Genomic DNA, 20,286 nt, shown 5'->3' with positions numbered 1-20,286 from the left:
CTGAACAGATAGTGTTCAGATTTTCCTAATCACAGCAATGGATTAAGTAACACAACAGCCATAAAAAAAGCGGGTCAGTTTCCTGACCCGCTTTTTTGTCGCCTTCAACCGATTAAATCAGCTTCAGCGAAATCCAGTACAGCCCGCCAGACAGCAGGATGGATGCCGGAAGGGTGAATACCCAGGCCATCAGAATGTTGGTTACGGTTTTGCGCTGCAGACCACCACCGTCAACAATCATGGTACCTGCCACGGACGAAGAGAGTACGTGGGTGGTGGATACCGGCATACCGGTGTAGCTCGCCAGACCGATAGACACCGCCGCCGTCATCTGCGCGGACATACCCTGCGCATAGGTCATGCCTTTCTTACCGATCTTCTCGCCGATGGTGGTCGCCACACGGCGCCAGCCAATCATCGTACCGATACCGAGCGCCAGTGCGACCGCCATGATGATCCAGATTGGCGCGTACTCAATGGTGTTGAGCATATCGCCTTTCAGTTTCTTCAGGAGACGCTGGTCGTCAGCACTCACGTCAGGCAGCTTCGCCACTTTATCCGTCACATCAGAGATGCACAGCATAATGCGACGCAGCTGACCACGCTGCTCAACGGTCAGTTTGTCATAACTTTCGATATTGCCCAGCATGCCTTTGGCACGTTCCAGCGCGTTAATCGCGTTTGCCGGATGGCAGTGGAATTCGCCTGGCGCAGTCGCGGCACCGGCTTCCGGTGACGGGATTAACTGGTCAACGCCGGTCGCCTTCTTCAACAGGTCAGGATGCTGCTGGAAGTAGATTTCGACGTTGTTGACCGCATCGCGAGTACGGGTGATTTCGTAGCCGGAGGCGTTCATATTAACCACGAAGCCTGCCGGTGCGACGCCAATCAGTACCAGCATCACCAGACCAATGCCTTTCTGACCATCGTTCGCGCCGTGTGAGAAAGCCACGCCGATAGCGGAAATGATCAGGGCGATACGCGTCCAGAATGGCGGCTTTTTCTTGCCGTCTTTCTTTTCACGCTCTGCTGGCGTCAGGTGAATACGGGAGCGTTTTTTAGTATTGCTCCAGTAACGACGCAGGATGAAGATCAGCCCGCCTGCCACCACCAGACCCACGATTGGGGAGACGATGAGAGAAGCGAAAATCCCCAGTACTTTCGGGATATTTAACGCATCAACAACCGATGTACCGGTCATGAGGGCGTTGGTTAACCCGATACCGATAATCGCGCCGATGAGGGTGTGAGAACTGGATGCAGGCAGGCCGAAATACCAGGTACCGAGGTTCCAGATAATTGCAGCAAGCAGCATTGAGAACACCATAGCGAGGCCATGGCCAGAACTTACGTTAAGCAGCAGATCCGTTGGTAGCATATGCACAATGGCATACGCAACGCTCAGTCCGCCCAGGAGGACACCAAAAAAGTTAAATACCGCCGCCATAACAACCGCAAGCTGCGATCGCATTGCGCGAGTGTAGATAACCGTCGCTACTGCGTTTGCAGTGTCGTGGAAGCCGTTGATCGCTTCGTAAAACAGTACAAAAACCAGAGCAAGCAATAGTAAAAGCCCGGTATGTAAATCCAGGCCGGCAAACAAATGTAGCATAGGACGTTACGCCATTTTGAGGACATGAACGCGGCGCATTATCCAGGACAAATGCGCAACGGGCAAAGTGAAATATAGACTTTTTTTGACATACCACCTGATTTGAGAAAAGTGCCTGAAAGGATATTCTTTAAATTTCAAGGGAATGGCTTTGTAATATCTTTTTACGCTGGTGTGACCACAGAGGAAACTTTACAATCCGCGGCAGTTAACAAAGAGGGTTTTGACGTGGAAAGGTTTGATGCCGTGGTAATTGGCGCCGGTGCGGCGGGTATGTTTTGTGCGGCGATGGCCGGACAGGCGGGTCGTCGCGTGCTGCTGCTGGATAACGGTAAAAAGCCAGGCCGTAAGATCCTGATGTCCGGCGGCGGGCGCTGCAACTTTACTAACCTGTATGTTGAACCCGCGGCCTATTTGAGCCAAAACCGTCATTTTTGTAAATCTGCGCTGGCGCGTTATACCCAGTGGGATTTTATCGACCTGGTCGGTAAGCACGGTATCGCATGGCATGAGAAGACGCTGGGCCAGCTGTTCTGCGACGACTCCGCGCAGCAGATTGTCGATATGCTGGTGGCCGAGTGCGAGAAGGGCGGCGTCGTCATGCGCCTGCGCACGGAAGTGCTGGAAGTCGCCCGCGACGACCAGGGCTATACGCTACAGCTCAACGGCGAAACCGTCAGCGCCGATAATCTGGTGATCGCCAGTGGCGGCCTCTCTATGCCGGGTCTGGGCGCTTCCCCGTTTGGCTATAAGATTGCCGAACAGTTTGGCCTGAAAGTCTTGCCTACGCGCGCCGGGCTGGTGCCGTTCACGCTGCATAAACCGCTTCTCGAACAGCTTCAGACGCTGTCTGGCGTGTCTGTTCCCTCCGTCATTACCGCCGAAGACGGGACGGTGTTCCGTGAAAACCTGCTCTTTACCCATCGTGGCCTCTCCGGCCCTGCGGTACTGCAAATCTCCAGCTACTGGCAGCCGGGGGAATTCGTCACGGTTAACCTGCTCCCGGACTGCGATCTCGACGCGTTCCTTAACGAGCAGCGTACCGCGCACCCGAATCAGAGCCTGAAAAACACGCTGGCAATGCAGCTGCCGAAGCGTCTGGTGGAATGTTTGCAGGTGCTGGGGCAGATCCCCGACGTGTCGCTCAAGCAGCTTAACAGTCGCGAGCAGGAGACGCTGGTGGAGACCCTGACAAACTGGCGCGTGCAGCCAAACGGCACGGAGGGCTACCGCACCGCGGAAGTGACGCTGGGTGGGGTTGATACGAATGAACTCTCTTCCCGCACCATGGAAGCGCGCAACGTGCCGGGGCTCTATTTTATTGGCGAAGTGATGGATGTGACCGGCTGGCTAGGCGGGTACAACTTCCAGTGGGCATGGGCAAGTGCCTGGGCGTGTGCTCAGGCGCTGGCAGAGAAATAATCACGCAACGAAATTATTGCACCAACTTTTCCTCCCCCTTCGACTAAGCTTCGACCAGGTGCCCCGCTGCGTTCGCGGGGCCGTACTCCTTTTGGTCAGAGCACGCATCATGCAGCTACTCAGCATTATTATTTTGCTTACCCTAACCGTGGTGATTCATTCGCTGTGGATGTTTGGCGTTTTAAAATTCATCACATTAGAAGTCGATTCTGCGGTACGTATTGTTTTACGCAATGTCGGTATCGTGATCTCTATGATTTTCGCCCATCTCCTGGAAGCCGGGCTATTTGCGGCGTTTTATTTTGTCATCGACGCGTTTAATGACTGGAATACCAGCTTCTACTTTTCGCTGGTGAGCTATGCGACGGTAGGGTACGGCGACGTCACGTTACCCCAGCACTGGCGGCTCATCGGCGGGGTGGAAGGGCTGGTGGGCGCGTTGATGGTAGGCTGGTCTGTAGCGGTTCTGGTGGCGGTGCTGCAGCGTTTGCGCGGCATGAGCGCTTAAACGGCAGATGCACGATCCCCGTCTGGTAAGGTAAAGTACCCCTCCTTGCGCGGCCAGATGGCTGCGATTTTGAGGGCGAAGAGGCTGATTAACGGCCCGCCCTTTTCTGTTCCTGGTTTACGCCAGTTTGCATGGTTCTGTGTTTTGTCTGCCAAAAGGGTTTTGTATGTCTGCTGCTCATCTCGGTTTCCCGACGGAAACCGTTGTTGTCTTTGTGGTGATGGCCGTTGGGGCGATGTTTATCGACCTCTTTATGCACCGTCACGATAAACCTGTTTCGCTGAAAAGCGCGGCGATGTGGTCCATCTTCTGGGTCATGATGGCGATGGCCTTCGCCGGATTCCTGTACGTTCACCACGGCGCCGAGATGGCGAGCCTGTTCCTCACCGGCTATGCGCTGGAAGAGGTGCTCTCCGTCGATAACCTGTTTGTGATGATGGCGATCTTCGCCTGGTTCGGCGTGCCGGATAAGTACCGTCACCGCGTGCTCTACTGGGGCGTGCTGGGGGCGATTGTCTTCCGCGGTATTTTCGTGGCTATCGGCACCAGCCTGTTAAGCCTGGGGCCGTACGTTGAGGTGATTTTCGCGCTGGTCGTTGGCTGGACGGCGGTGATGATGCTCAGACGTAATGAAGAGAGCGACGAAGTGGAAGATTACTCGGGTCATCTCGCCTATCGCCTGGTGAAGCGCTTCTATCCGGTCTGGCCGAAAATCAGCAGCAATGCCTTTATTCTGACGCAGAAAGAGGTGGATGCGGAGCTGGAGAAGCCGGAAAACCAGGACGTGATGGTCGGCCGCGTGAAGAAGGCGAAGCGCTATGCGACACCGCTGTTGCTTTGCGTGGCCGTCGTTGAGCTCTCTGACGTGATGTTCGCGTTTGACTCCGTGCCGGCCATTATTGCCGTGAGCCGCGAACCGCTGATTATCTACAGCGCCATGATGTTCGCTATTCTCGGCCTGCGTACGCTCTACTTCGTGCTGGAAGCGCTGAAGCAGTACCTGGTACACCTCGAGAAAGCCGTGGTGCTGCTGCTATTCTTCGTGGCGTTCAAGCTGGGGTTAAATGCCACCGACCACTTCTGGCATCATGGTTACAGCATTGGCGCGACGGCCAGCCTGTTTGTGGTACTAGGCGTGCTGGCGCTGGGGATTATTGCGAGCGTGATGTTCCCGGGAAAACGTGAGGCCTGATGTACCGCTTTTCTCCCTCTCCCTGTGGGAGAGGGCCGGGGTGAGGGCACCAGACCGCACCTAACCCTTAATCGGTGAATTCCGGCGCTTGCGCGGCGGGTGGAAGTGCCGCCAGTGCGGATCCTGCGCCGCCGCCAGCAGCTCGTGGTCGCCGCGGGTGTCTCCCCAGGCGCGCAGGTGATAGGCGTTCAGATCGCCATACACTTTTTCCAGCCTTGCCACCTTCTGGGCGCAGCGGCAGTTGTGGCCCGTGATGCGCCCTGTCAGCTTGCCATCTTTCACTTCCAGCCGCGTGCCAATCAGCTTAATGCCCAGTTTGTCAGCCCACGGCTGAAGCACCAGCGCCGGAGAGGCGGAACAGATGGTCACCTCCGCACCGGAATTCACCTCAGCCGCCACCGCCAGAACCCCTTCGGGACGCATCAGCTTGTTCCAGTATTTTTCGCAAAAGGCTTCCGCCTGCTGGCGCAACCAGTGTTCATCCACGCCCGTCAGGAACGTTTTGATCAGCACTTCCTTTAGCTCATCGCGCGTCAGCTTACGACGCACGCAGTGGAGCGTGGGCAGCGCCATACGCACCAGACGACCCGCGAAGTAACGTTTCCCGAAGGCAAAGCGCAGGAAAGGAATAAAGCTGTCGTGGTGCGTTAATGTCCCATCAAAGTCAAAGACAGAGAGCACGCTGGATTTCGCCACCGTCTCGTCGGCAATCATATTGGTCATAAATACGTCTTAGCTGAAATACACATTCTGCGGATCAGTTTACCTGCTTTAGCTGGACAGTCCTTATACCACCACCAATTTTTTCTCCATCTTGCGATCTCAAAGTGAGTCCATTTTTGGTCTCGATAAGGATTGGTGAAAAAAAGAGCTGCCTATATTATCGCCACATCGCACGATATTTCGGGGAACCATTGGGTCCCACAGGTAAGGAAAAACTCACTCACTACGTCTTTCTTGATATGACTCTTAGATCGTTTATTTCAATCCTTACTTTAAGTTTTGCATCGTTTTCTGCATTCAGTTTTCAACTTCCCGCGTCGATGTTATCGATGAACCATGAACTGGCAGTATCGCCAGCGAAATCTGCCCTGAAGCATCAGGCAACGGATCCGCTGCGCTAGCGTATTCTCGATCCATACCAGAAAGGGGAAATCACCCGGTAACCGCGGGGCGGAATCACGCATTGCGGCGCGCAGATTGCTCCATTCCGCCCGACGTGTTGCGGCAAGTGATGCCTGACAACATTAAATAATGTCATCCACGACGCCGCCATCGACGCGTAACGCCGCGCCGGAGGTGGCGGAGGCCTGTGGCGAACAGACATAAATCACCATATTGGCCACCTCTTCAACCGTGGCCGCGCGCTGGATCACCGAGCTGGGGCGGTTGGCCATCACAAACTCTTTCGCCAGCTGCTCCAGCGATTTGCCGGTTTTTTCGATTTCATCTTTCATCATCTCTGCGAAACCGTCAGACATCGTCGGGCCTGGCAGTACGCTGTTGACCGTCACGCCGCTCCCTGCCACGAACTTCGCCAGCCCGCGTGCCAGCGAGAGCTGCGCCGTTTTGGTCACGCCGTAGTGGATCATATCCGCCGGGATATTGCAGGCCGACTCGGAGGAGATAAACACCACGCGTCCCCAGCCTTTCTGCACCATGCCCGGCAGCAGGGCGCGGGACAGACGCACGCCGGACATCACGTTGGTCTGCCAGTAACGCTCCCAGGTTTCATCGTCGGTGGCATAGAAATCCTCAGGGCCGTAAATCCCGGCGTTGTTGACCAGGATATCGACGTTATTTGCCACCTTCAGCAGCGACTCGACCCCTTCCGCCGTGCTGAGATCGGCAATCGCGGCGCGCACCTGTACGCCCGGCACCACCTGCTGCAGCTGCTGAATGCCTTTGTTCACCGATTCCGTGCTGCGGCCATTGACGATCACTTCCGCCCCGCTTTCTGCCAGACCTCTGGCAATGGCGAACCCGATCCCGCCGGTTGAGGCGGTCACCAGCGCCACTTTCCCCGTAAAGTCGATTTTCATCATCAGCTCCCTATCGTTTTAACGTTCGGACCTTAAAGCGTAGCAGGTGAGGATGACGGCTCCTGGCTAAAAAGGCGCAGCAGCGTCTCCACCTGCTCGTCAAGCGGGGCGAGGGAGCGCTTTACAATCAGGTGAAGCGGCGTTGCTCTGTGCGCACCGTGGCTCAGCGGCAGGCGTTTCAGGACGCCTTGATCCAACTGGGTCTGGATGCGTTCCTCTGGCAGCCAGCCGTAGCCGACCTGAGAGACGACGGCCTCTATGGCGGCATCGATGGTGGAGAAGGTCCACGACTCACCGGCAGCACGTGCGGCGGGCTGGCTGTCCGCAATCTGGATAAGCGGCCACGGGCGCAGCATCTCATCATTTAGCGGCGCGTCGAGGTGAAAGAGGGGATGCTGGTGATGGGCCACGGCAACAAAGTCGATATTCATCAGCCATTCGCCGAGCCCGGTAATGTCCTGGCGGCGGGTTAAGATCATCACATCGGCTTCGTCGTTAATGGCGTCGGCGCGGGTGTTTTCCAGCACTTCGGTGAGTCGTACCTGGGTCTGCGGATACTGCTGCTGGAACTGGCGCAGAATGGCGAACAGGCGGCGGCGCGGGAAAATGGAGTCCACCACCAGATCCAACCGCGTGCGCATCCCGTTGCGAAGGGTCGCTGCGCGCGTCTCAACATACGAAAAGGCTTTCAGCAGCGGTTTAACCTGGTTGAGCAGAAGCTCACCGGCCGGGGTTAACACCGCCCGTCGCCCCTCCGGGACCAGCAGCGCCACGCCGAGCCGCTCCTGCAGCAGTGACAGGTTATAGCTCACCGAAGACTGGCTGCGGTGGGTTTCTTCTGCGGCTTTGGCAAAGCTGCCCGCTTCCACTACTCGTTCCAGTAAGGACCATTGTTCCAGCGTCGTCTTATGCATGATTTATCTAAAATTTGGATGAATTTGATTAAAACATAGCGTTATTCATCCATTTTTTGAAGGGGTACGATCGTCTCATCAAAACAAAGGAGACATCTTATGAACACCTTCGACAAACACGACTTAAGCGGCTTCGTTGGCAAACACCTTGTTTATACCTACGACAACGGCTGGAACTACGAGATTTACGTCAAAAATGAGACGACCCTGGATTACCGTATTCACAGCGGCCTTGTGGCAAACCGTTGGGTGAAAGATCAGCAGGCTTACATCGTGCGGGTAGGGGAAAGCATCTATAAAATCTCCTGGACCGAGCCAACCGGCACCGACGTCAGCCTGATTGTGAACCTGGGCGACAAACTGTTCCACGGCACCATCTTCTTCCCGCGCTGGGTCATGAACAACCCGGAAAAAACCGTCTGCTTCCAGAACGACCATATCCCGCTGATGAATAGCTATCGCGATGCGGGTCCGGCGTATCCAACGGAAGTGATTGATGAATTTGCCACGATCACCTTTGTGCGCGACTGCGGCGCAAATAATGAAAGCGTTATCGCCTGCGCCGCCAGCGAATTGCCGAATGATTTCCCTGCTAATCTTAACTAAGCGCGACAGTTGAATGCGCGACAATTGATATTAATAGAAAGTTCCCGGAGGATGTCGGAATTCCCACCCAAACCTCCGGGATTTTTATTTTGGTTGAGTATTCATTTACTTTTCTTATAATTTTAATGTAAACGAAATGAAATAGTAGAGTAATCGCTGTGAGTCCACCCGCAAAAAAACAAAAAAATAGTTAGAATCACTATCCTGCTGTTGTAAAACGATTTTCTATCCTATTTTATGTGCTGTTTCCCTTCCGCTCTTCGCCTGTCTTAATTTTTTCCTAAGAAAACGACGCTACTTTTGCTTCAGTTGATGGTTTGTTGACATAACTGTTATAGCGACTTAATTTTATTTGGTCTTTATTTAATAACCATCTTGCATGATCCCATTGAGCTGCCCATTACGACAGCGCAGTAAAAGATGACGCCTTTAATACAGCAAGGAAATTAATAATGAGTGATTTTCTGCCTTTTTCGCGACCGTCGATGGGCGCTGAGGAAATTGCGGCGCTTCAGGACGTTTTGATGTCGGGCTGGATCACCACGGGGCCTAAGAATCAGGAACTTGAAGAGGCATTCTGTCAACTTACCGGGAATCAGCATGCGATTGCCGTCTGTTCAGCCACCGCGGGTATGCACGTCACGCTGATGGCGCTGGATATTGGCCCGGGCGATGAAGTCATTACCCCTTCCCAGACCTGGGTCTCCACGCTGAATATGATCGTGTTGCTGGGTGCCACACCGGTCATGATTGATGTGGACAAAGATACATTAATGGTGACGCCAGAAGCCGTTGAAGCCGCCATTACCCCGCGTACCAAAGCCATTATTCCCGTTCATTATGCCGGCGCGCCGTGTGACATCGACGCTATCCATGCCATCGGTGAACGTCACGGTATTCCGGTTATTGAAGATGCGGCCCATGCCGCCGGAACGTACTACAAGAACCGTCACGTGGGCTGGAAAGGGACGGCGATTTTTTCCTTCCACGCCATTAAAAATATGACCTGCGCGGAAGGCGGCTTAGTCGTCACGGATAATGCCCAGCTGGCACAGCGGATCCGCAGTCTGAAATTCCACGGCCTTGGCGTAGACGCCTATGACCGCCAGACGCACGGTCGTGCGCCGCAGGCGGAAGTGATCGCACCGGGCTATAAATACAACTTGGCGGACATTAATGCCGCGCTGGCGCTGGTGCAGTTAGGTAAACTGAAAGAGGCCAACAGGCGCCGCCAGGAAATCGCTGAACGCTACCTGCGGGAGCTGGCCGATACGCCGTTCCAGCCGCTCACCATTCCGTCATGGCCGCACGTGCACGCCTGGCACCTGTTTATTATTCGCGTTGATGAAGCGCGCTGTGGGATCTCACGCGACAACCTGATGGCGGCGCTGAAAGAGAAAGGCATCGGTACCGGCCTCCATTTCCGCGCGGCGCACACCCAAAAATACTACCGCGAGCGTTTTCCTGAAGTATCGCTCCCGAATTCTGAATGGAATAGCGCGCGTATTTGTTCCCTCCCTCTTTTCCCGGATATGACTCATGACGACACAACCCGTGTCATTACCGCACTCCATCAGCTTGCAGGACATTGATATGTTCAGTGCACCGCCTGTACAAAAAGTTTCCGTGGTCATCCCGGTTTATAACGAGCAGGAGAGCCTGCCCGAACTGATCCGCCGTACAACGGCCGCCTGTGACACGATGGGCAAGGCTTACGAAATTCTGCTGGTGGATGACGGCAGTAGCGATAATTCCGCACTGATGCTGACCGAAGCCGCGCAGGCTGAAGGCAGCCACATTGTGGCCGTGCTGCTCAACCGCAACTACGGCCAGCATTCGGCGATTATGGCGGGGTTTAGCCACGTCACGGGCGATCTGATCATCACCCTGGATGCTGACCTGCAAAACCCACCGGAAGAGATCCCGCGCCTGGTTGCCAAAGCCGATGAAGGCTATGACGTGGTCGGCACGGTACGTCAGAACCGCCAGGACAGCCTGTTCCGTAAGCTGGCGTCACGCACCATTAACCGCCTGATCCAGCGCACCACCGGTAAAGCGATGGGTGACTACGGCTGCATGCTGCGCGCCTACCGCCGCCATATTGTCGACGCCATGCTGCATTGCCATGAGCGCAGCACCTTCATTCCTATTCTGGCGAACACCTTTGCCCGCAAGGCAACGGAAATCCCGGTTCTGCACGCCGAGCGCGAGCACGGGGAATCGAAGTACAGCTTTATGCGTCTCATCAACCTGATGTATGACCTCATCACCTGCCTGACCACCACGCCGCTGCGTCTGCTGAGCGTTTTCGGCAGCATCATCGCCGTGGCCGGTTTTGCGCTGTCCGTTCTGCTGGTGGTGCTGCGACTGGTCTTTGGCCCGCAGTGGGCGGCGGAAGGGGTCTTCATGCTCTTTGCCGTGCTGTTTATGTTCATCGGCGCCCAGTTTGTCGGAATGGGCCTTCTCGGTGAATACATTGGCCGTATCTATAACGATGTTCGCGCGCGTCCGCGCTACTTTATTCAACGTGTTGTCCGTCAGGAACACAAAGCATCTCAAGAGGAAATTCACCCATGAAAGCTGTTGTATTTGCCTATCACGATATGGGGTGCACGGGCACGCTGGCCCTGCTGGAAGCGGGCTATGACATTGCGGCAATCTTTACTCATCCGGACACCGCCGGAGAGAATAACTTTTTCGGCTCCGTGGCGCGCATCGCCGCCGAGCGTGGGATCCCGGTTTATGCGCCGGACGACGTAAATCACCCGCTGTGGGTGGATCGCATCCGCGCGCTCGCGCCTGACGTGATCTTCTCGTTCTACTATCGCAACCTGCTCTCCGACGAGATCTTAGGCCTGGCCGCAAAAGGCGCCTTTAATCTTCACGGCTCTCTGCTGCCGGCCTACCGTGGCCGCGCTCCGCTGAACTGGGTGCTGGTGAACGGTGAAACGGAAACGGGCGTGACGCTGCACCGCATGGTGCGCCGTGCGGATGCGGGCGCTATCGTGGCACAGCAGAAGGTCGCTATTGATGCGGACGAAACTGCGCTGCAGCTGCATCACAAGCTGAACGCGACGGCACAGACGCTGCTGCGTGATGCACTTCCCGCCATCCTCAGCGGCACCTTCAGCGAAACCGCGCAGGATGAGAGCAAGGCAAGCAGCTTTGGTCGCCGTACGCCGGAAGATGGTCGTCTGGACTGGAACAAACCGGCCCGCCAGCTGCACAACCTGGTGCGCGCCGTGACCGACCCGTGGCCGGGCGCGTACAGCTTTGCTGGCGTTAGCAAATTTATCGTCTGGAAATCCCGCGTGCGTGACGATATTCCTGCCGCTAAACCGGGCACCGTCGTCTCTGTCTCCCCGCTGATTGTGAGCTGCGGCGAGCAGGCGCTGGAGATCGTCACCGGACAAACCGACAACGGCCTGTACGTTCAGGGCACACAGCTGGCTCAGTCTCTGGGCCTGGTGACCGGGGCGCTGATCACCAGCGCACCGGTTGTAGCCATCAAACGCCGTACCCGCGTGCTTATCCTCGGCGTAAACGGCTTTATCGGTAACCACCTGACCGAGCGTCTGCTCAAAGACGATAACTACGAAATCTACGGTCTGGATATCGGCTCTGATGCGATCAGTCGTTTCCTCGACAACCCGCGTTTCCACTTCGTGGAAGGGGATATCAGCATCCATTCCGAGTGGATCGAATATCACATTAAAAAATGCGACGTGGTGCTGCCGCTGGTCGCCATTGCCACGCCAATCGAGTACACCCGTAACCCGCTTCGCGTGTTCGAGCTGGACTTCGAAGAGAACCTGAAGATCATCCGCGACTGCGTGAAATACGACAAGCGCATCATCTTCCCGTCCACCTCTGAAGTGTACGGCATGTGTACCGATAAGAACTTCGACGAAGACACCTCCAACCTGGTGGTCGGGCCGATCAACAAACAGCGCTGGATCTACTCCGTCTCCAAACAGCTGCTGGACCGCGTGATTTGGGCCTACGGTGAGAAAGAAGGTCTGCGCTTTACCCTGTTCCGTCCGTTCAACTGGATGGGGCCACGTCTGGATAACCTGAACGCGGCGCGTATCGGCAGCTCCCGTGCGATCACCCAGCTGATCCTGAACCTGGTGGAAGGCTCGCCAATTAAGCTTATCGAAGGCGGGAAACAGAAACGCTGCTTTACCGATATCAGCGACGGTATCGAAGCGCTGTTCCGCATCATCGAGAACAAAGACAACCGCTGCAACGGTGAGATCATTAACATCGGTAACCCGGACAACGAAGCGAGCATTCGCGAGCTGGCCGAGATGCTGCTGGCCAGCTTCGAGCGTCATCCGCTGCGCGATAAGTTCCCGCCGTTTGCCGGTTTCCGCGAAGTGGAAAGCAGCAGCTACTACGGTAAAGGGTATCAGGACGTTGAGCACCGTAAGCCAAGCATTCGCAATGCGAAGCGCTGCCTGAACTGGACGCCGACGGTGAAGATGGAGCTGACCATTGATGAGACGCTCGATTTCTTCCTGCGCACCGTGGAGCTGTCGGAACAGGACTCATGAAAAAAGTCGGTTTACGCATTGATGTCGACACCTTCAGGGGAACGCGTGACGGCGTACCCAAACTGCTGGAACTGCTGAGCAAGCACGGTGTGCGTTCCAGCATTTTCTTCAGCGTGGGGCCTGACAACATGGGACGCCATTTATGGCGTCTGGTTAAACCGGCATTTCTGTTCAAAATGCTGCGCTCGCGCGCAGCATCCCTCTACGGCTGGGATATTTTGCTGGCCGGCACCGCCTGGCCCGGCAGACGCATCGGCGCGGGTAATGAAGCGATTATCCGCGAGGCGGCTCAGCATCATGAGATTGGCCTGCATGCCTGGGATCACCATGCCTGGCAAGCCTGGGCAGGCGTCTGGGACATCCCGCGCCTGTCCCGTGAGGTCGAGCGGGGGATGCTGGAGCTGGAGGCCATTACCGGTCAGCCCGTGCGCTGCTCTGCCGTGGCGGGATGGCGTGCGGATCAGCGCGTCGTGAAAGCCAAAGAAGCCTTCGCGTTTCGCTACAACAGCGATTGCCGCGGAACCGGACCCTTTTTGCCGCTGTTAGGCGAAAATCGCTACGGTACGGTGCAAATTCCGGTCACGCTTCCCACCTGGGATGAAGTGGTCGGACGCGAGGTAAAGGCGGATGAGTTCAATCGCTACATTCTGGACCGCATTCATCGTGACGCCGGTACGCCGGTCTATACCATCCATGCCGAAGTGGAAGGGATTGCGTATCAGCATGATTTCGACGAACTGCTGACCATGGCCGCTCAGGAGGGCATCGAATTCTGCCCGTTGAGCGAGCTGCTGCCAGATGACCTCAGTACCCTGCCCGTGGGAAAAGTGGTCCGTAATGAACTGGCTGGCCGGGAAGGCTGGCTTGGTTATCAACAAACCGTGAGTCCGGTCCCATGAAAACAGCCCGTTATGGCTTAGCGCTTCTCGCACTGTTTATCGTTTACTACCTCATTCCTGTCGATGTCCGCCTGCTGTGGCAGCCTGATGAAACGCGCTATGCGGAAATCAGCCGCGAAATGCTGGCCTCCGGAGACTGGATTGTCCCGCATTTTCTGGGACTGCGTTACTTTGAAAAGCCGATCGCTGGCTACTGGATCAACAGTATCGGGCAGATGCTGTTCGGGCACACCAACCTCGCCGTGCGCGCCGGGTCCATCTTCTCCACCGGCTTAGCCGCGCTGCTGGTCATCTGGATGGCCTGGCGTCTCTGGCGAGATAAGCGGACAGCCATTTTCTCTGGCCTGATCTTCCTGACCCTGTTCCTGGTGTATGGCATCGGCACGTATGCGGTGCTGGATCCTATCATCACCCTGTGGCTGGTGGCGGCGATGTGCAGCTTCTGGCTGGCCTCACAGGCGCAAACTGTTGCCGGAAAAGCGGGTGGCTATGTGCTGCTCGGGCTGGCCTGCGGGATGGGGGTGATGACCAAAGGCTTCCTGGCGCTGGCGGTACCGGTGATTGGCGTGCTGCCGTGGGTGATCGCCCAGAAGCGCTGGAAAGAGGTGCTGATTTTTGGCTGGCTCGCGATCCTGAGCTGCGTGCTGATTGTTCTGCCATGGGGGCTGGCCATTGCGCAGCGTGAGCCTGACTTCTGGCGTTACTTCTTCTGGGTTGAGCATATTCAGCGTTTCGCCCAGAGCGACGCGCAGCACAAAGCCCCGTTCTGGTACTACATACCGTTCCTGATTGCGGGTAGCCTGCCGTGGCTGGCGCTGCTGCCCGGCGCGTTTCGTCTCGGCTGGAATGACCGACAAAACGCGGGTGGCGGGTTCTATCTGCTGGGATGGGTGGTGATGCCGCTGCTGTTCTTCAGCATTGCCAAAGGCAAGCTGCCGACTTATATCCTGCCGTGCTTTGCCCCGCTGGCGATCCTGATGGCGCGCTATGCCTGCCTCGCGGCGGAGAAAGGTGCCAGAGCGTTGCGCATTAACGGCGGGATTAACCTGGCGTTTGGCGTTATCGGCGTGATAGCGGCACTTGTGGTCTCGCCGTGGGGACTGTCTAAGCATCCGGTCTGGACCTCGGTCGAACTGTATAAAGTCTTCTGCGCGGTGGTCGCGTTCCTTATCTGGGCCGCGGTAGGCTGGTTTACGTTCAGGCAGAGTCAGCAGCGCTGGTGGCTGGCGGCACTGTGCCCTGCGGGGCTGGCGCTGCTGATTGGTTTTGCCATTCCTAACCTGGTGGTGGATTCCAAACAGCCGCAGTCGCTGGTCGACACCGTGCGCGAGCCGCTTCAGGACAGCCGATTTGTTCTGGCCAATAACGTGGGCGTGGCCGCTGGCCTGGCGTGGGAGCTGAAGCGCAATGACATCACGCTGTTTGGTCAGAGCGGCGAGCTGCGTTACGGGCTGGATTATCCTGATGTGAAAGATCGTTTTGTCGGTAGAGATGACTTCGCGCAGTGGCTGGCAGAGCACCGTCAGCAGGGACGCGTATCGCTGGTTATCCTGCTGTCAAAACGCGATGACCTTTCGCGGGCTAATCTGCCAGAACCGGACAGCCTGTATATCCAGGGCCGTCTGGCCTACCTGCAGTATCTGCCGAAGTGATGACCTGGATCTGGCTGATACTGGCAAGCCTGCTCAGCTGCGCGGGACAACTGTGTCAGAAACAAGCCACCCGTCCGGTGAAAGCCGGGCGGCGTGGGGCGCATATTGCGCTGTGGCTTGGCCTGGCCCTGCTGGCGCTGGGCAGCGGGATGCTGGTCTGGTTGGTGGTGCTGCAACGCCTGCCTGTCGGCATTGCCTACCCTATGCTGAGCCTCAATTTTGTCTGGGTGACGCTGGCGGCGAAGGTATTCTGGCGTGAAAACGTCGCGTTGCATCACTGGCTGGGGGTGGGGTTGATCATCGTTGGGATTGTTATCCTGGGAGGGAGCCTGTGAAAGGAGCGTTCTGGGCCTTATGCAGCGTGCTGTTAGTCAGCGCCGCGCAGCTGTTGCTGCGAGATGCCATGCTGGCACTGCCACCGGCCAGCGATGTTCTGGCGCTGATTTCCGCGCTATGGCACTTCTCATCCGGCACGGGCGCGCTGCTGCTGGGGTTGATGGGGTATGTGGCCTCTATGGGCTGCTGGTATCTGGCGCTGCATCGTATGGCGCTCAGCAAAGCCTATGCCTTGCTGAGCCTCAGTTATATTCTGGTGTGGGGCGCCGCGATCCTGCTGCCGGGCTGGGAGGAGCATTTCTCCTGGCACGGGCTGGCGGGGGTCGGGTTTATTATTCTGGGTGTGTTAGTGATTTTTCTGCCCCGAACGTCCCAACGTGAATAATCGACTCGTTGGTCAGGGTATAAGGGGTCGATGTGCAGACGGCAAGGCTCAGCGAGCCGACCTGTAGCTGACTGACCGCGTGTGTCTGCGCAGTGCTGTCGATGCTGACAATCTGCCAGGCACTGCCGCCACGCTGTTTCACAATCGCTTCTTTCCGTGTCCAGATACGCCAGAACGCAGAAAGCCGTTCCTCGGGCGCTTCACGCTCCAGCTCATCATGCTCTGTCACGCTGAATACCGCATTAGCCAGCGCCTGCCAGTTCTTCCTTGGACGAATCACTTCGATATCACAGCCGACTTCGCCTTCATCGCTCATCAGTAAGGCGATATCGTCACCGCTGTGGCTCAGGTTGAACCACAGTGGATGCCCCTTCGCAAAGGCTGGTTTCCCCTGCTCACCGTAAATGATGTCGGGGAGCGGGTGAGGGGATAACGTTCTGGCGAGCAGCGTCCTCCCGGCCAGCCAGGAGGCATGTCGGGCACCCAGAGGTGCCCTGTCTGCGAGCGTTGACGCCAGCGGGTCCGCGCTAAGGGTGGAGATCTTTCCCAGTACAAACTGGTACATAGTTACGCCCAGCGTTTAATGATAATCGAGGTGTTGATGCCGCCAAACGCGAAGTTATTGCTCTGCAGATACTCGCAATCGATCTGGCGGGCTTCCCCCATAATATAATCTAAAGCACCGCATTGCTCATCCGGGTGCGTTAAATTGAGCGTCGGGGCAAACCAGCCTTCACGCATCATCTGCAAGCTCATCCACGCTTCCAGCGCGCCGCAGGCCCCTAACGTATGGCCAAAATAGCTCTTCAGCGAGGAAACCGGCACGTTGTCACCATAGATAGCGGCAGTGGCCTGACTTTCGGCGATATCACCGCGATCGGTGGCGGTACCGTGCGCGGAGATATACCCCATATCCAGGGCGTTTAATCCCGCCATGGCCAGCGACTGCTCCATGCAAATCTGCATGGTTTCACGCTGAGGCTGGGTGATATGGGCCGCGTCACAGTTAGTGGCAAAGCCCACGATTTCGCCGTAGATCCTGGCTCCGCGCGCTTTGGCATGCTCCAGCTCTTCGAGTATCAGGGTACCTGCGCCTTCTCCAATCACCAGACCATCCCGTTGCGTATCGAACGGTGAAGGGGTGGTTTTGGGTTCGTCGTTACGCTGGCTGGTGGCAAACAGCGTGTCAAACACCGCCGCTTCAGACGGGCACAGCTCCTCAGCGCCCCCCGCAACCATAACGGTCTGGTAGCCGTGGCGAATCGCCTCCCAGGCGTAGCCAATCGCCTGGCTGCCGGACGTACAGGCGCTCGACGTCGGGATGACGCGGCCGCGTAGCCCAAAGAACAGGCCGGTATTCACCGCGGTCGTGTGCGGCATCATCTGCACGTAGGTTGTCCCGGTGATGTTATTGGTGTGCTTTTCGGTGAGCATGGTCGCGAATTCGCTGACCGGTCCGGTACTGCCTGTAGAAGAACCGTAGGCGATACCGGTTTGCCCGTTGGTGAGTACCGCCTCGCCAATCAGCCCCGCCTGCTCCAGCGCCAGCTCGGTGGCGCGGGTCGACATCAACGACACCCGGCCCATGGCGCGAATACGCTTGCGGGTATAGTGTTCCGGCAGCGTGAAATCATCGATCGGCGCGCCCAGCAGGGTATGCAGGCCATCATACACCTGCCATTCCGGCATTTTACGCACCGCGTTTTCATACGCCAGCAGTCTGCTGGACACGGATTGCCAGTTTTCGCCAAAGGCGGTCACGCCGCCCATGCCCGTAATCACCACGCGACGCGTCATAGCATTCCTCCGTTAATGGAAATGACCTGGCGGGTGACGTAGCCCGCAATATCTGACATCAGATAGCTTGCCAGCCCGGCGACCTCCTCAGCCTGGCCCATGCGTTTCATTGGAATGATGGACATCGCTTCTTTCAGCGCGGCCTCTTCCATCTCAATCATGCCGGTATCAATCAGCCCCGGGGCAATGCAGTTCACGGTGATTTTGCGTTTTGCCAGCTCAATCGCCAGCGCTTTGGTGGCACCGATAATGCCCGCTTTTGCCGCGCTATAGTTCACCTGCCCGCGGTTGCCCATCACGCCGGATACGGACGATAAGGTGATAATACGTCCCCCTTTACGGGTGCCAATCATCGGCATAACGCAGGGGTGAATGACGTTATAAAAACTGTCGAGATTGGTGTGGATCACGCTGTCCCAGTCGTCTTCACTCAATGCCGGAAAGGCGCCATCGCGGGTGATACCGGCGTTGCTGACCACGCCATACCATGCGCCATGGGCTTCAATGTCCTGCTCCAGCACCTCGCGGCACTGTTCGCGGTTGCCCACATCAAAGGTGAGTAAACGACCGTTGCCACCCGCCTGCGTGATGGCGTCCAGCGTCTCCTGCGCGCCTGCGGCATCACGATGGTAATGCACGCCTACGGTAAACCCGTCGGCGGCGAGCTGGCGGGCGATGGCGCGCCCTATGCCTTTGCTGGCCCCTGTGACCAGTACGGAACGACTCATGCGTTAGATCCCTGATTAAAAAGCGAGGTTAATTCTTCTGCGCTCGGCTGAAAGGTGTTGACCCGGCCCGTGGCCAGCGTCTCTTCATCAGCGGAAATCGCGCATTCAAAACTGCCGAAGCGTTCGTCCTGCATCAGCAGTTTTACGGTGATTTCCAGCGTCAGACCTTGTGTAAAACGCCCGCTGGCGCAGACCAGCTCGCGCGCGCCGAGCACCATGCCCAGCGCAATATGATCCTGCCCATGCTGCTGGCGATGCCAGCCTGACCAGACGCCAACGGTCTGCGCCATCAGCTCGAGCGCGTACCAGCCCGGCAGATCGCCATCGGCATTCAGAAACGGCGCCAGTACGCTTTGCCTGTCGACCACAACGCGGCATACCGCCGTGTCATCCGTAACGCACTCAACGGACTCGAGCAGCATCATTGGCGCATCGTGCGGCAAATAGTCGACGGGTGATAAGTATCTCATGACGCTCTCCCCAGCAGAATGCTGGCGTTATTGCCGCCAAACGCGAACGAATTAGACAGAATGATCGGTTTTTTCAGAGCGGCACTCTGGTGCAGCAGGCCGCACGGCGCTAGCGTGTCGTCCGGTGCGTAGCGGGCGAAGTCCTGCGGCGGCAAGGGCAGATCGCGCGTCAGGATCAGCCAGCTCAGGGCCGCTTCGGTAATGCCGGCAGCGCCCAGCGTATGGCCGGTAAGGTGTTTGGTTGAGCTGCACGGCACGCTTTCCCCGAAGAGATCGTGAACGACCTGCGATTCAATCTGATCGTTGAGCGGCGTGGCCGTGCCGTGCAGGTTGATGTAGCCGATATCATCCGGCTGCATACCCGCTTCGTTAAGCGCCTGCGTGATGGCTCTGATCGCTCCTTCGCCCTGCGGATGAGGAGCGGAAATATGGTAAGCATCACTGGATTCGCCCGTCCCGAGCAGCGCCACATCGGCGGGCTCACGGCTCAGCACCATCAGCGCGGCGGCTTCACCGATGGTGATCCCCCGGCGATCGCGACCGAACGGCTCGCAGAGCGTAGGGGAGAAGGATTCAAGGCTGTTAAAACCGTTGACGGGCATTCGGCTCAGGGTATCGGCCCCGCCGACAATGGTGATATCCACCAGTCCGGCGTCGATCAGGCGTTTGCCGCCGATCATCGCCCGCGCGCTGGAAGAGCAGGCCGTCGAGATCGTATAGGCCGGGCCCTCGAGCTGAAGCCAGTTGGCAAGGAAGCGGGACGGATCGCCAAGCTCCTGCTGCGCATACTGCCAGCGCGTGCTGGTCTCGCCGTCGGTCATGCGGCGCACATGCTCATCGCCTTCATCCAGCCCGGAGGTACTGGTTCCCAGCACCACGGCCACACGGTCGCGACCGACGCGGGTGATGGCCTCGTCGACGGTCGACTGAATCTGCGCCAGCGCGGCCAGCAGCAGCTGGTTGTTGCGGGTGCGGTGTGCGGACAAGGTATCCGGGATGGTCGGCAGCTCGCCTTCCACGCCACCCAGTACGGCTTCGGGTGAGCCCTGCAGCCAGCCGGTCCGGGCATGCATCCCCGGTGCCACGCCTGCCGTCAGGTTCGCGGCAATCTCATCAGGCGAGTTGCCCAGCGCGTTGACCATGCCAACAGCGGAAATATAAATCATC

Annotated in this window: 20 protein-coding genes; 11 read left to right on the top strand and 9 right to left on the bottom strand. The window is 57.3% G+C overall.

All coding sequences use genetic code 11. The annotated features are described in order from the left end of the window. Positions 1 to 112: 112 nt before the first annotated feature. Positions 113 to 1,612: an inorganic phosphate transporter PitA gene (pitA, locus tag AC0TNG_RS09105; RefSeq protein WP_473712972.1), complete on the bottom strand. Its 1,500-nt coding sequence runs from the start codon at positions 1,610 to 1,612 to the stop codon at positions 113 to 115. A gap of 228 nt (positions 1,613 to 1,840) precedes the next feature. Between pitA and AC0TNG_RS09100 the strand changes: the two genes are divergently transcribed. From AC0TNG_RS09100 to AC0TNG_RS09090, 3 genes are all read left to right on the top strand, one after another. Further along, the gene (locus AC0TNG_RS09100; RefSeq protein ID WP_473712970.1) at positions 1,841 to 3,034 is read left to right on the top strand and encodes a BaiN/RdsA family NAD(P)/FAD-dependent oxidoreductase; all 1,194 of its coding nucleotides are present in this window, start codon (positions 1,841 to 1,843) and stop codon (positions 3,032 to 3,034) included. A gap of 109 nt (positions 3,035 to 3,143) precedes the next feature. Further along, positions 3,144 to 3,542 carry a potassium channel family protein gene (locus AC0TNG_RS09095; protein ID WP_024908850.1) on the top strand — a complete coding sequence of 133 codons (399 nt, stop codon included), beginning with the start codon at positions 3,144 to 3,146 and terminating at the stop codon, positions 3,540 to 3,542. A 166-nt stretch (positions 3,543 to 3,708) separates the two neighbouring features. Then, positions 3,709 to 4,734 (top strand): TerC/Alx family metal homeostasis membrane protein, encoded by a 1,026-nt coding sequence (locus AC0TNG_RS09090; RefSeq protein WP_024908851.1) that lies wholly within the window; start codon positions 3,709 to 3,711, stop codon positions 4,732 to 4,734. A gap of 60 nt (positions 4,735 to 4,794) precedes the next feature. Here AC0TNG_RS09090 and AC0TNG_RS09085 read toward each other — a convergent pair whose 3' ends face one another. The 3 genes from AC0TNG_RS09085 to AC0TNG_RS09075 form a co-directional block, all read right to left on the bottom strand. Next, positions 4,795 to 5,457 carry an HAD family hydrolase gene (locus AC0TNG_RS09085; RefSeq protein ID WP_248166212.1) on the bottom strand — a complete coding sequence of 221 codons (663 nt, stop codon included), beginning with the start codon at positions 5,455 to 5,457 and terminating at the stop codon, positions 4,795 to 4,797. 524 nt (positions 5,458 to 5,981) lie between these two features. Next, positions 5,982 to 6,776 carry an SDR family NAD(P)-dependent oxidoreductase gene (locus tag AC0TNG_RS09080; protein WP_148769390.1) on the bottom strand — a complete coding sequence of 265 codons (795 nt, stop codon included), beginning with the start codon at positions 6,774 to 6,776 and terminating at the stop codon, positions 5,982 to 5,984. A 32-nt stretch (positions 6,777 to 6,808) separates the two neighbouring features. After that, positions 6,809 to 7,690: a LysR family transcriptional regulator gene (locus tag AC0TNG_RS09075; protein WP_248166214.1), complete on the bottom strand. Its 882-nt coding sequence runs from the start codon at positions 7,688 to 7,690 to the stop codon at positions 6,809 to 6,811. 99 nt (positions 7,691 to 7,789) lie between these two features. Here AC0TNG_RS09075 and AC0TNG_RS09070 point away from each other — a divergent pair, with 99 nt between their 5' ends. The 8 genes from AC0TNG_RS09070 (at position 7,790) to arnF (ending at position 16,124) form a co-directional block, all read left to right on the top strand. Further along, positions 7,790 to 8,296 (top strand): phenolic acid decarboxylase, encoded by a 507-nt coding sequence (locus tag AC0TNG_RS09070; RefSeq protein WP_024908855.1) that lies wholly within the window; start codon positions 7,790 to 7,792, stop codon positions 8,294 to 8,296. 452 nt (positions 8,297 to 8,748) lie between these two features. Further along, entirely contained in the window at positions 8,749 to 9,888 is a 1,140-nt protein-coding gene (gene arnB / locus AC0TNG_RS09065; RefSeq protein ID WP_090420545.1) for a UDP-4-amino-4-deoxy-L-arabinose aminotransferase, read from the top strand. A 1-nt stretch (position 9,889) separates the two neighbouring features. After that, on the top strand, positions 9,890 to 10,873 hold the full coding sequence (gene arnC, locus AC0TNG_RS09060; RefSeq protein WP_023333737.1) for an undecaprenyl-phosphate 4-deoxy-4-formamido-L-arabinose transferase: 984 nt from the start codon (positions 9,890 to 9,892) through the stop codon (positions 10,871 to 10,873). Beyond that, complete coding sequence (gene arnA / locus AC0TNG_RS09055) at positions 10,870 to 12,852, top strand: bifunctional UDP-4-amino-4-deoxy-L-arabinose formyltransferase/UDP-glucuronic acid oxidase ArnA (RefSeq protein WP_024908857.1); 1,983 nt, start codon at positions 10,870 to 10,872, stop codon at positions 12,850 to 12,852. The genes arnC and arnA overlap by 4 nt, the downstream gene beginning before the upstream one ends. Next, the gene (arnD, locus tag AC0TNG_RS09050) at positions 12,849 to 13,751 is read left to right on the top strand and encodes a 4-deoxy-4-formamido-L-arabinose-phosphoundecaprenol deformylase (RefSeq protein WP_024908858.1); all 903 of its coding nucleotides are present in this window, start codon (positions 12,849 to 12,851) and stop codon (positions 13,749 to 13,751) included. The genes arnA and arnD overlap by 4 nt, the downstream gene beginning before the upstream one ends. After that, positions 13,748 to 15,403 carry a lipid IV(A) 4-amino-4-deoxy-L-arabinosyltransferase gene (gene arnT / locus AC0TNG_RS09045; protein WP_267217645.1) on the top strand — a complete coding sequence of 552 codons (1,656 nt, stop codon included), beginning with the start codon at positions 13,748 to 13,750 and terminating at the stop codon, positions 15,401 to 15,403. Before arnD ends, arnT begins: the two co-directional genes overlap by 4 nt. Further along, positions 15,403 to 15,738 (top strand): 4-amino-4-deoxy-L-arabinose-phosphoundecaprenol flippase subunit ArnE, encoded by a 336-nt coding sequence (arnE, locus tag AC0TNG_RS09040; protein ID WP_267217673.1) that lies wholly within the window; start codon positions 15,403 to 15,405, stop codon positions 15,736 to 15,738. The genes arnT and arnE overlap by 1 nt, the downstream gene beginning before the upstream one ends. Beyond that, positions 15,735 to 16,124 carry a 4-amino-4-deoxy-L-arabinose-phosphoundecaprenol flippase subunit ArnF gene (gene arnF, locus AC0TNG_RS09035; RefSeq protein ID WP_267217646.1) on the top strand — a complete coding sequence of 130 codons (390 nt, stop codon included), beginning with the start codon at positions 15,735 to 15,737 and terminating at the stop codon, positions 16,122 to 16,124. The genes arnE and arnF overlap by 4 nt, the downstream gene beginning before the upstream one ends. On the opposite strand, the gene acpT is transcribed toward arnF, so the two are convergent. The 5 genes from acpT to AC0TNG_RS09010 are packed head-to-tail and all read right to left on the bottom strand — an operon-like array spanning position 16,072 to position 20,285. Then, positions 16,072 to 16,689, bottom strand: coding sequence for a 4'-phosphopantetheinyl transferase AcpT (acpT, locus tag AC0TNG_RS09030; protein WP_473712969.1), 618 nt, complete (start codon positions 16,687 to 16,689; stop codon positions 16,072 to 16,074). The two genes, arnF and acpT, sit on opposite strands and share 53 nt — an antisense overlap. A 2-nt stretch (positions 16,690 to 16,691) precedes the next feature. Then, positions 16,692 to 17,921 carry a beta-ketoacyl-ACP synthase gene (locus AC0TNG_RS09025; protein WP_248166220.1) on the bottom strand — a complete coding sequence of 410 codons (1,230 nt, stop codon included), beginning with the start codon at positions 17,919 to 17,921 and terminating at the stop codon, positions 16,692 to 16,694. Further along, a complete protein-coding gene (locus AC0TNG_RS09020) occupies positions 17,918 to 18,649 on the bottom strand; it encodes a 3-ketoacyl-ACP reductase FabG2 (protein ID WP_473712968.1) in 732 nt (243 codons plus the stop codon). The genes AC0TNG_RS09025 and AC0TNG_RS09020 overlap by 4 nt, the downstream gene beginning before the upstream one ends. Further along, the gene (locus AC0TNG_RS09015) at positions 18,646 to 19,119 is read right to left on the bottom strand and encodes a hotdog family protein (protein ID WP_473712967.1); all 474 of its coding nucleotides are present in this window, start codon (positions 19,117 to 19,119) and stop codon (positions 18,646 to 18,648) included. The genes AC0TNG_RS09020 and AC0TNG_RS09015 overlap by 4 nt, the downstream gene beginning before the upstream one ends. After that, on the bottom strand, positions 19,116 to 20,285 hold the full coding sequence (locus AC0TNG_RS09010; protein ID WP_473712966.1) for a beta-ketoacyl-[acyl-carrier-protein] synthase family protein: 1,170 nt from the start codon (positions 20,283 to 20,285) through the stop codon (positions 19,116 to 19,118). Before AC0TNG_RS09010 ends, AC0TNG_RS09015 begins: the two co-directional genes overlap by 4 nt. Position 20,286: the final 1 nt, after the last annotated feature.

The sequence above is a fragment of the Enterobacter sp. PL_is514 genome (assembly GCF_055816715.1).
The sequence above is the reverse complement of the archived record's forward strand: the minus strand, read 5'-3'. Positions and strand labels throughout refer to the sequence as shown.

Bases quoted from the DNA above. Each gene is read 5' to 3' on its own strand.
- pitA (WP_473712972.1), bottom strand. From the start codon at position 1,612: ATGCTACATTTGTTTGCCGGCCTGGATTTACATACCGGGCTTTTACTA.
- AC0TNG_RS09095 (WP_024908850.1), top strand. From the start codon at position 3,144: ATGCAGCTACTCAGCATTATTATTTTGCTTACCCTAACCGTGGTGATT.
- AC0TNG_RS09090 (WP_024908851.1), top strand. From the start codon at position 3,709: ATGTCTGCTGCTCATCTCGGTTTCCCGACGGAAACCGTTGTTGTCTTT.
- AC0TNG_RS09085 (WP_248166212.1), bottom strand. From the start codon at position 5,457: ATGACCAATATGATTGCCGACGAGACGGTGGCGAAATCCAGCGTGCTC.
- AC0TNG_RS09080 (WP_148769390.1), bottom strand. From the start codon at position 6,776: ATGAAAATCGACTTTACGGGGAAAGTGGCGCTGGTGACCGCCTCAACC.
- AC0TNG_RS09075 (WP_248166214.1), bottom strand. From the start codon at position 7,690: ATGCATAAGACGACGCTGGAACAATGGTCCTTACTGGAACGAGTAGTG.
- AC0TNG_RS09070 (WP_024908855.1), top strand. From the start codon at position 7,790: ATGAACACCTTCGACAAACACGACTTAAGCGGCTTCGTTGGCAAACAC.
- arnB (WP_090420545.1), top strand. From the start codon at position 8,749: ATGAGTGATTTTCTGCCTTTTTCGCGACCGTCGATGGGCGCTGAGGAA.
- arnC (WP_023333737.1), top strand. From the start codon at position 9,890: ATGTTCAGTGCACCGCCTGTACAAAAAGTTTCCGTGGTCATCCCGGTT.
- arnA (WP_024908857.1), top strand. From the start codon at position 10,870: ATGAAAGCTGTTGTATTTGCCTATCACGATATGGGGTGCACGGGCACG.
- arnD (WP_024908858.1), top strand. From the start codon at position 12,849: ATGAAAAAAGTCGGTTTACGCATTGATGTCGACACCTTCAGGGGAACG.
- arnT (WP_267217645.1), top strand. From the start codon at position 13,748: ATGAAAACAGCCCGTTATGGCTTAGCGCTTCTCGCACTGTTTATCGTT.
- arnE (WP_267217673.1), top strand. From the start codon at position 15,403: ATGACCTGGATCTGGCTGATACTGGCAAGCCTGCTCAGCTGCGCGGGA.
- acpT (WP_473712969.1), bottom strand. From the start codon at position 16,689: ATGTACCAGTTTGTACTGGGAAAGATCTCCACCCTTAGCGCGGACCCG.
- AC0TNG_RS09025 (WP_248166220.1), bottom strand. From the start codon at position 17,921: ATGACGCGTCGCGTGGTGATTACGGGCATGGGCGGCGTGACCGCCTTT.
- AC0TNG_RS09020 (WP_473712968.1), bottom strand. From the start codon at position 18,649: ATGAGTCGTTCCGTACTGGTCACAGGGGCCAGCAAAGGCATAGGGCGC.
- AC0TNG_RS09015 (WP_473712967.1), bottom strand. From the start codon at position 19,119: ATGAGATACTTATCACCCGTCGACTATTTGCCGCACGATGCGCCAATG.
- AC0TNG_RS09010 (WP_473712966.1), bottom strand. From the start codon at position 20,285: ATGATTTATATTTCCGCTGTTGGCATGGTCAACGCGCTGGGCAACTCG.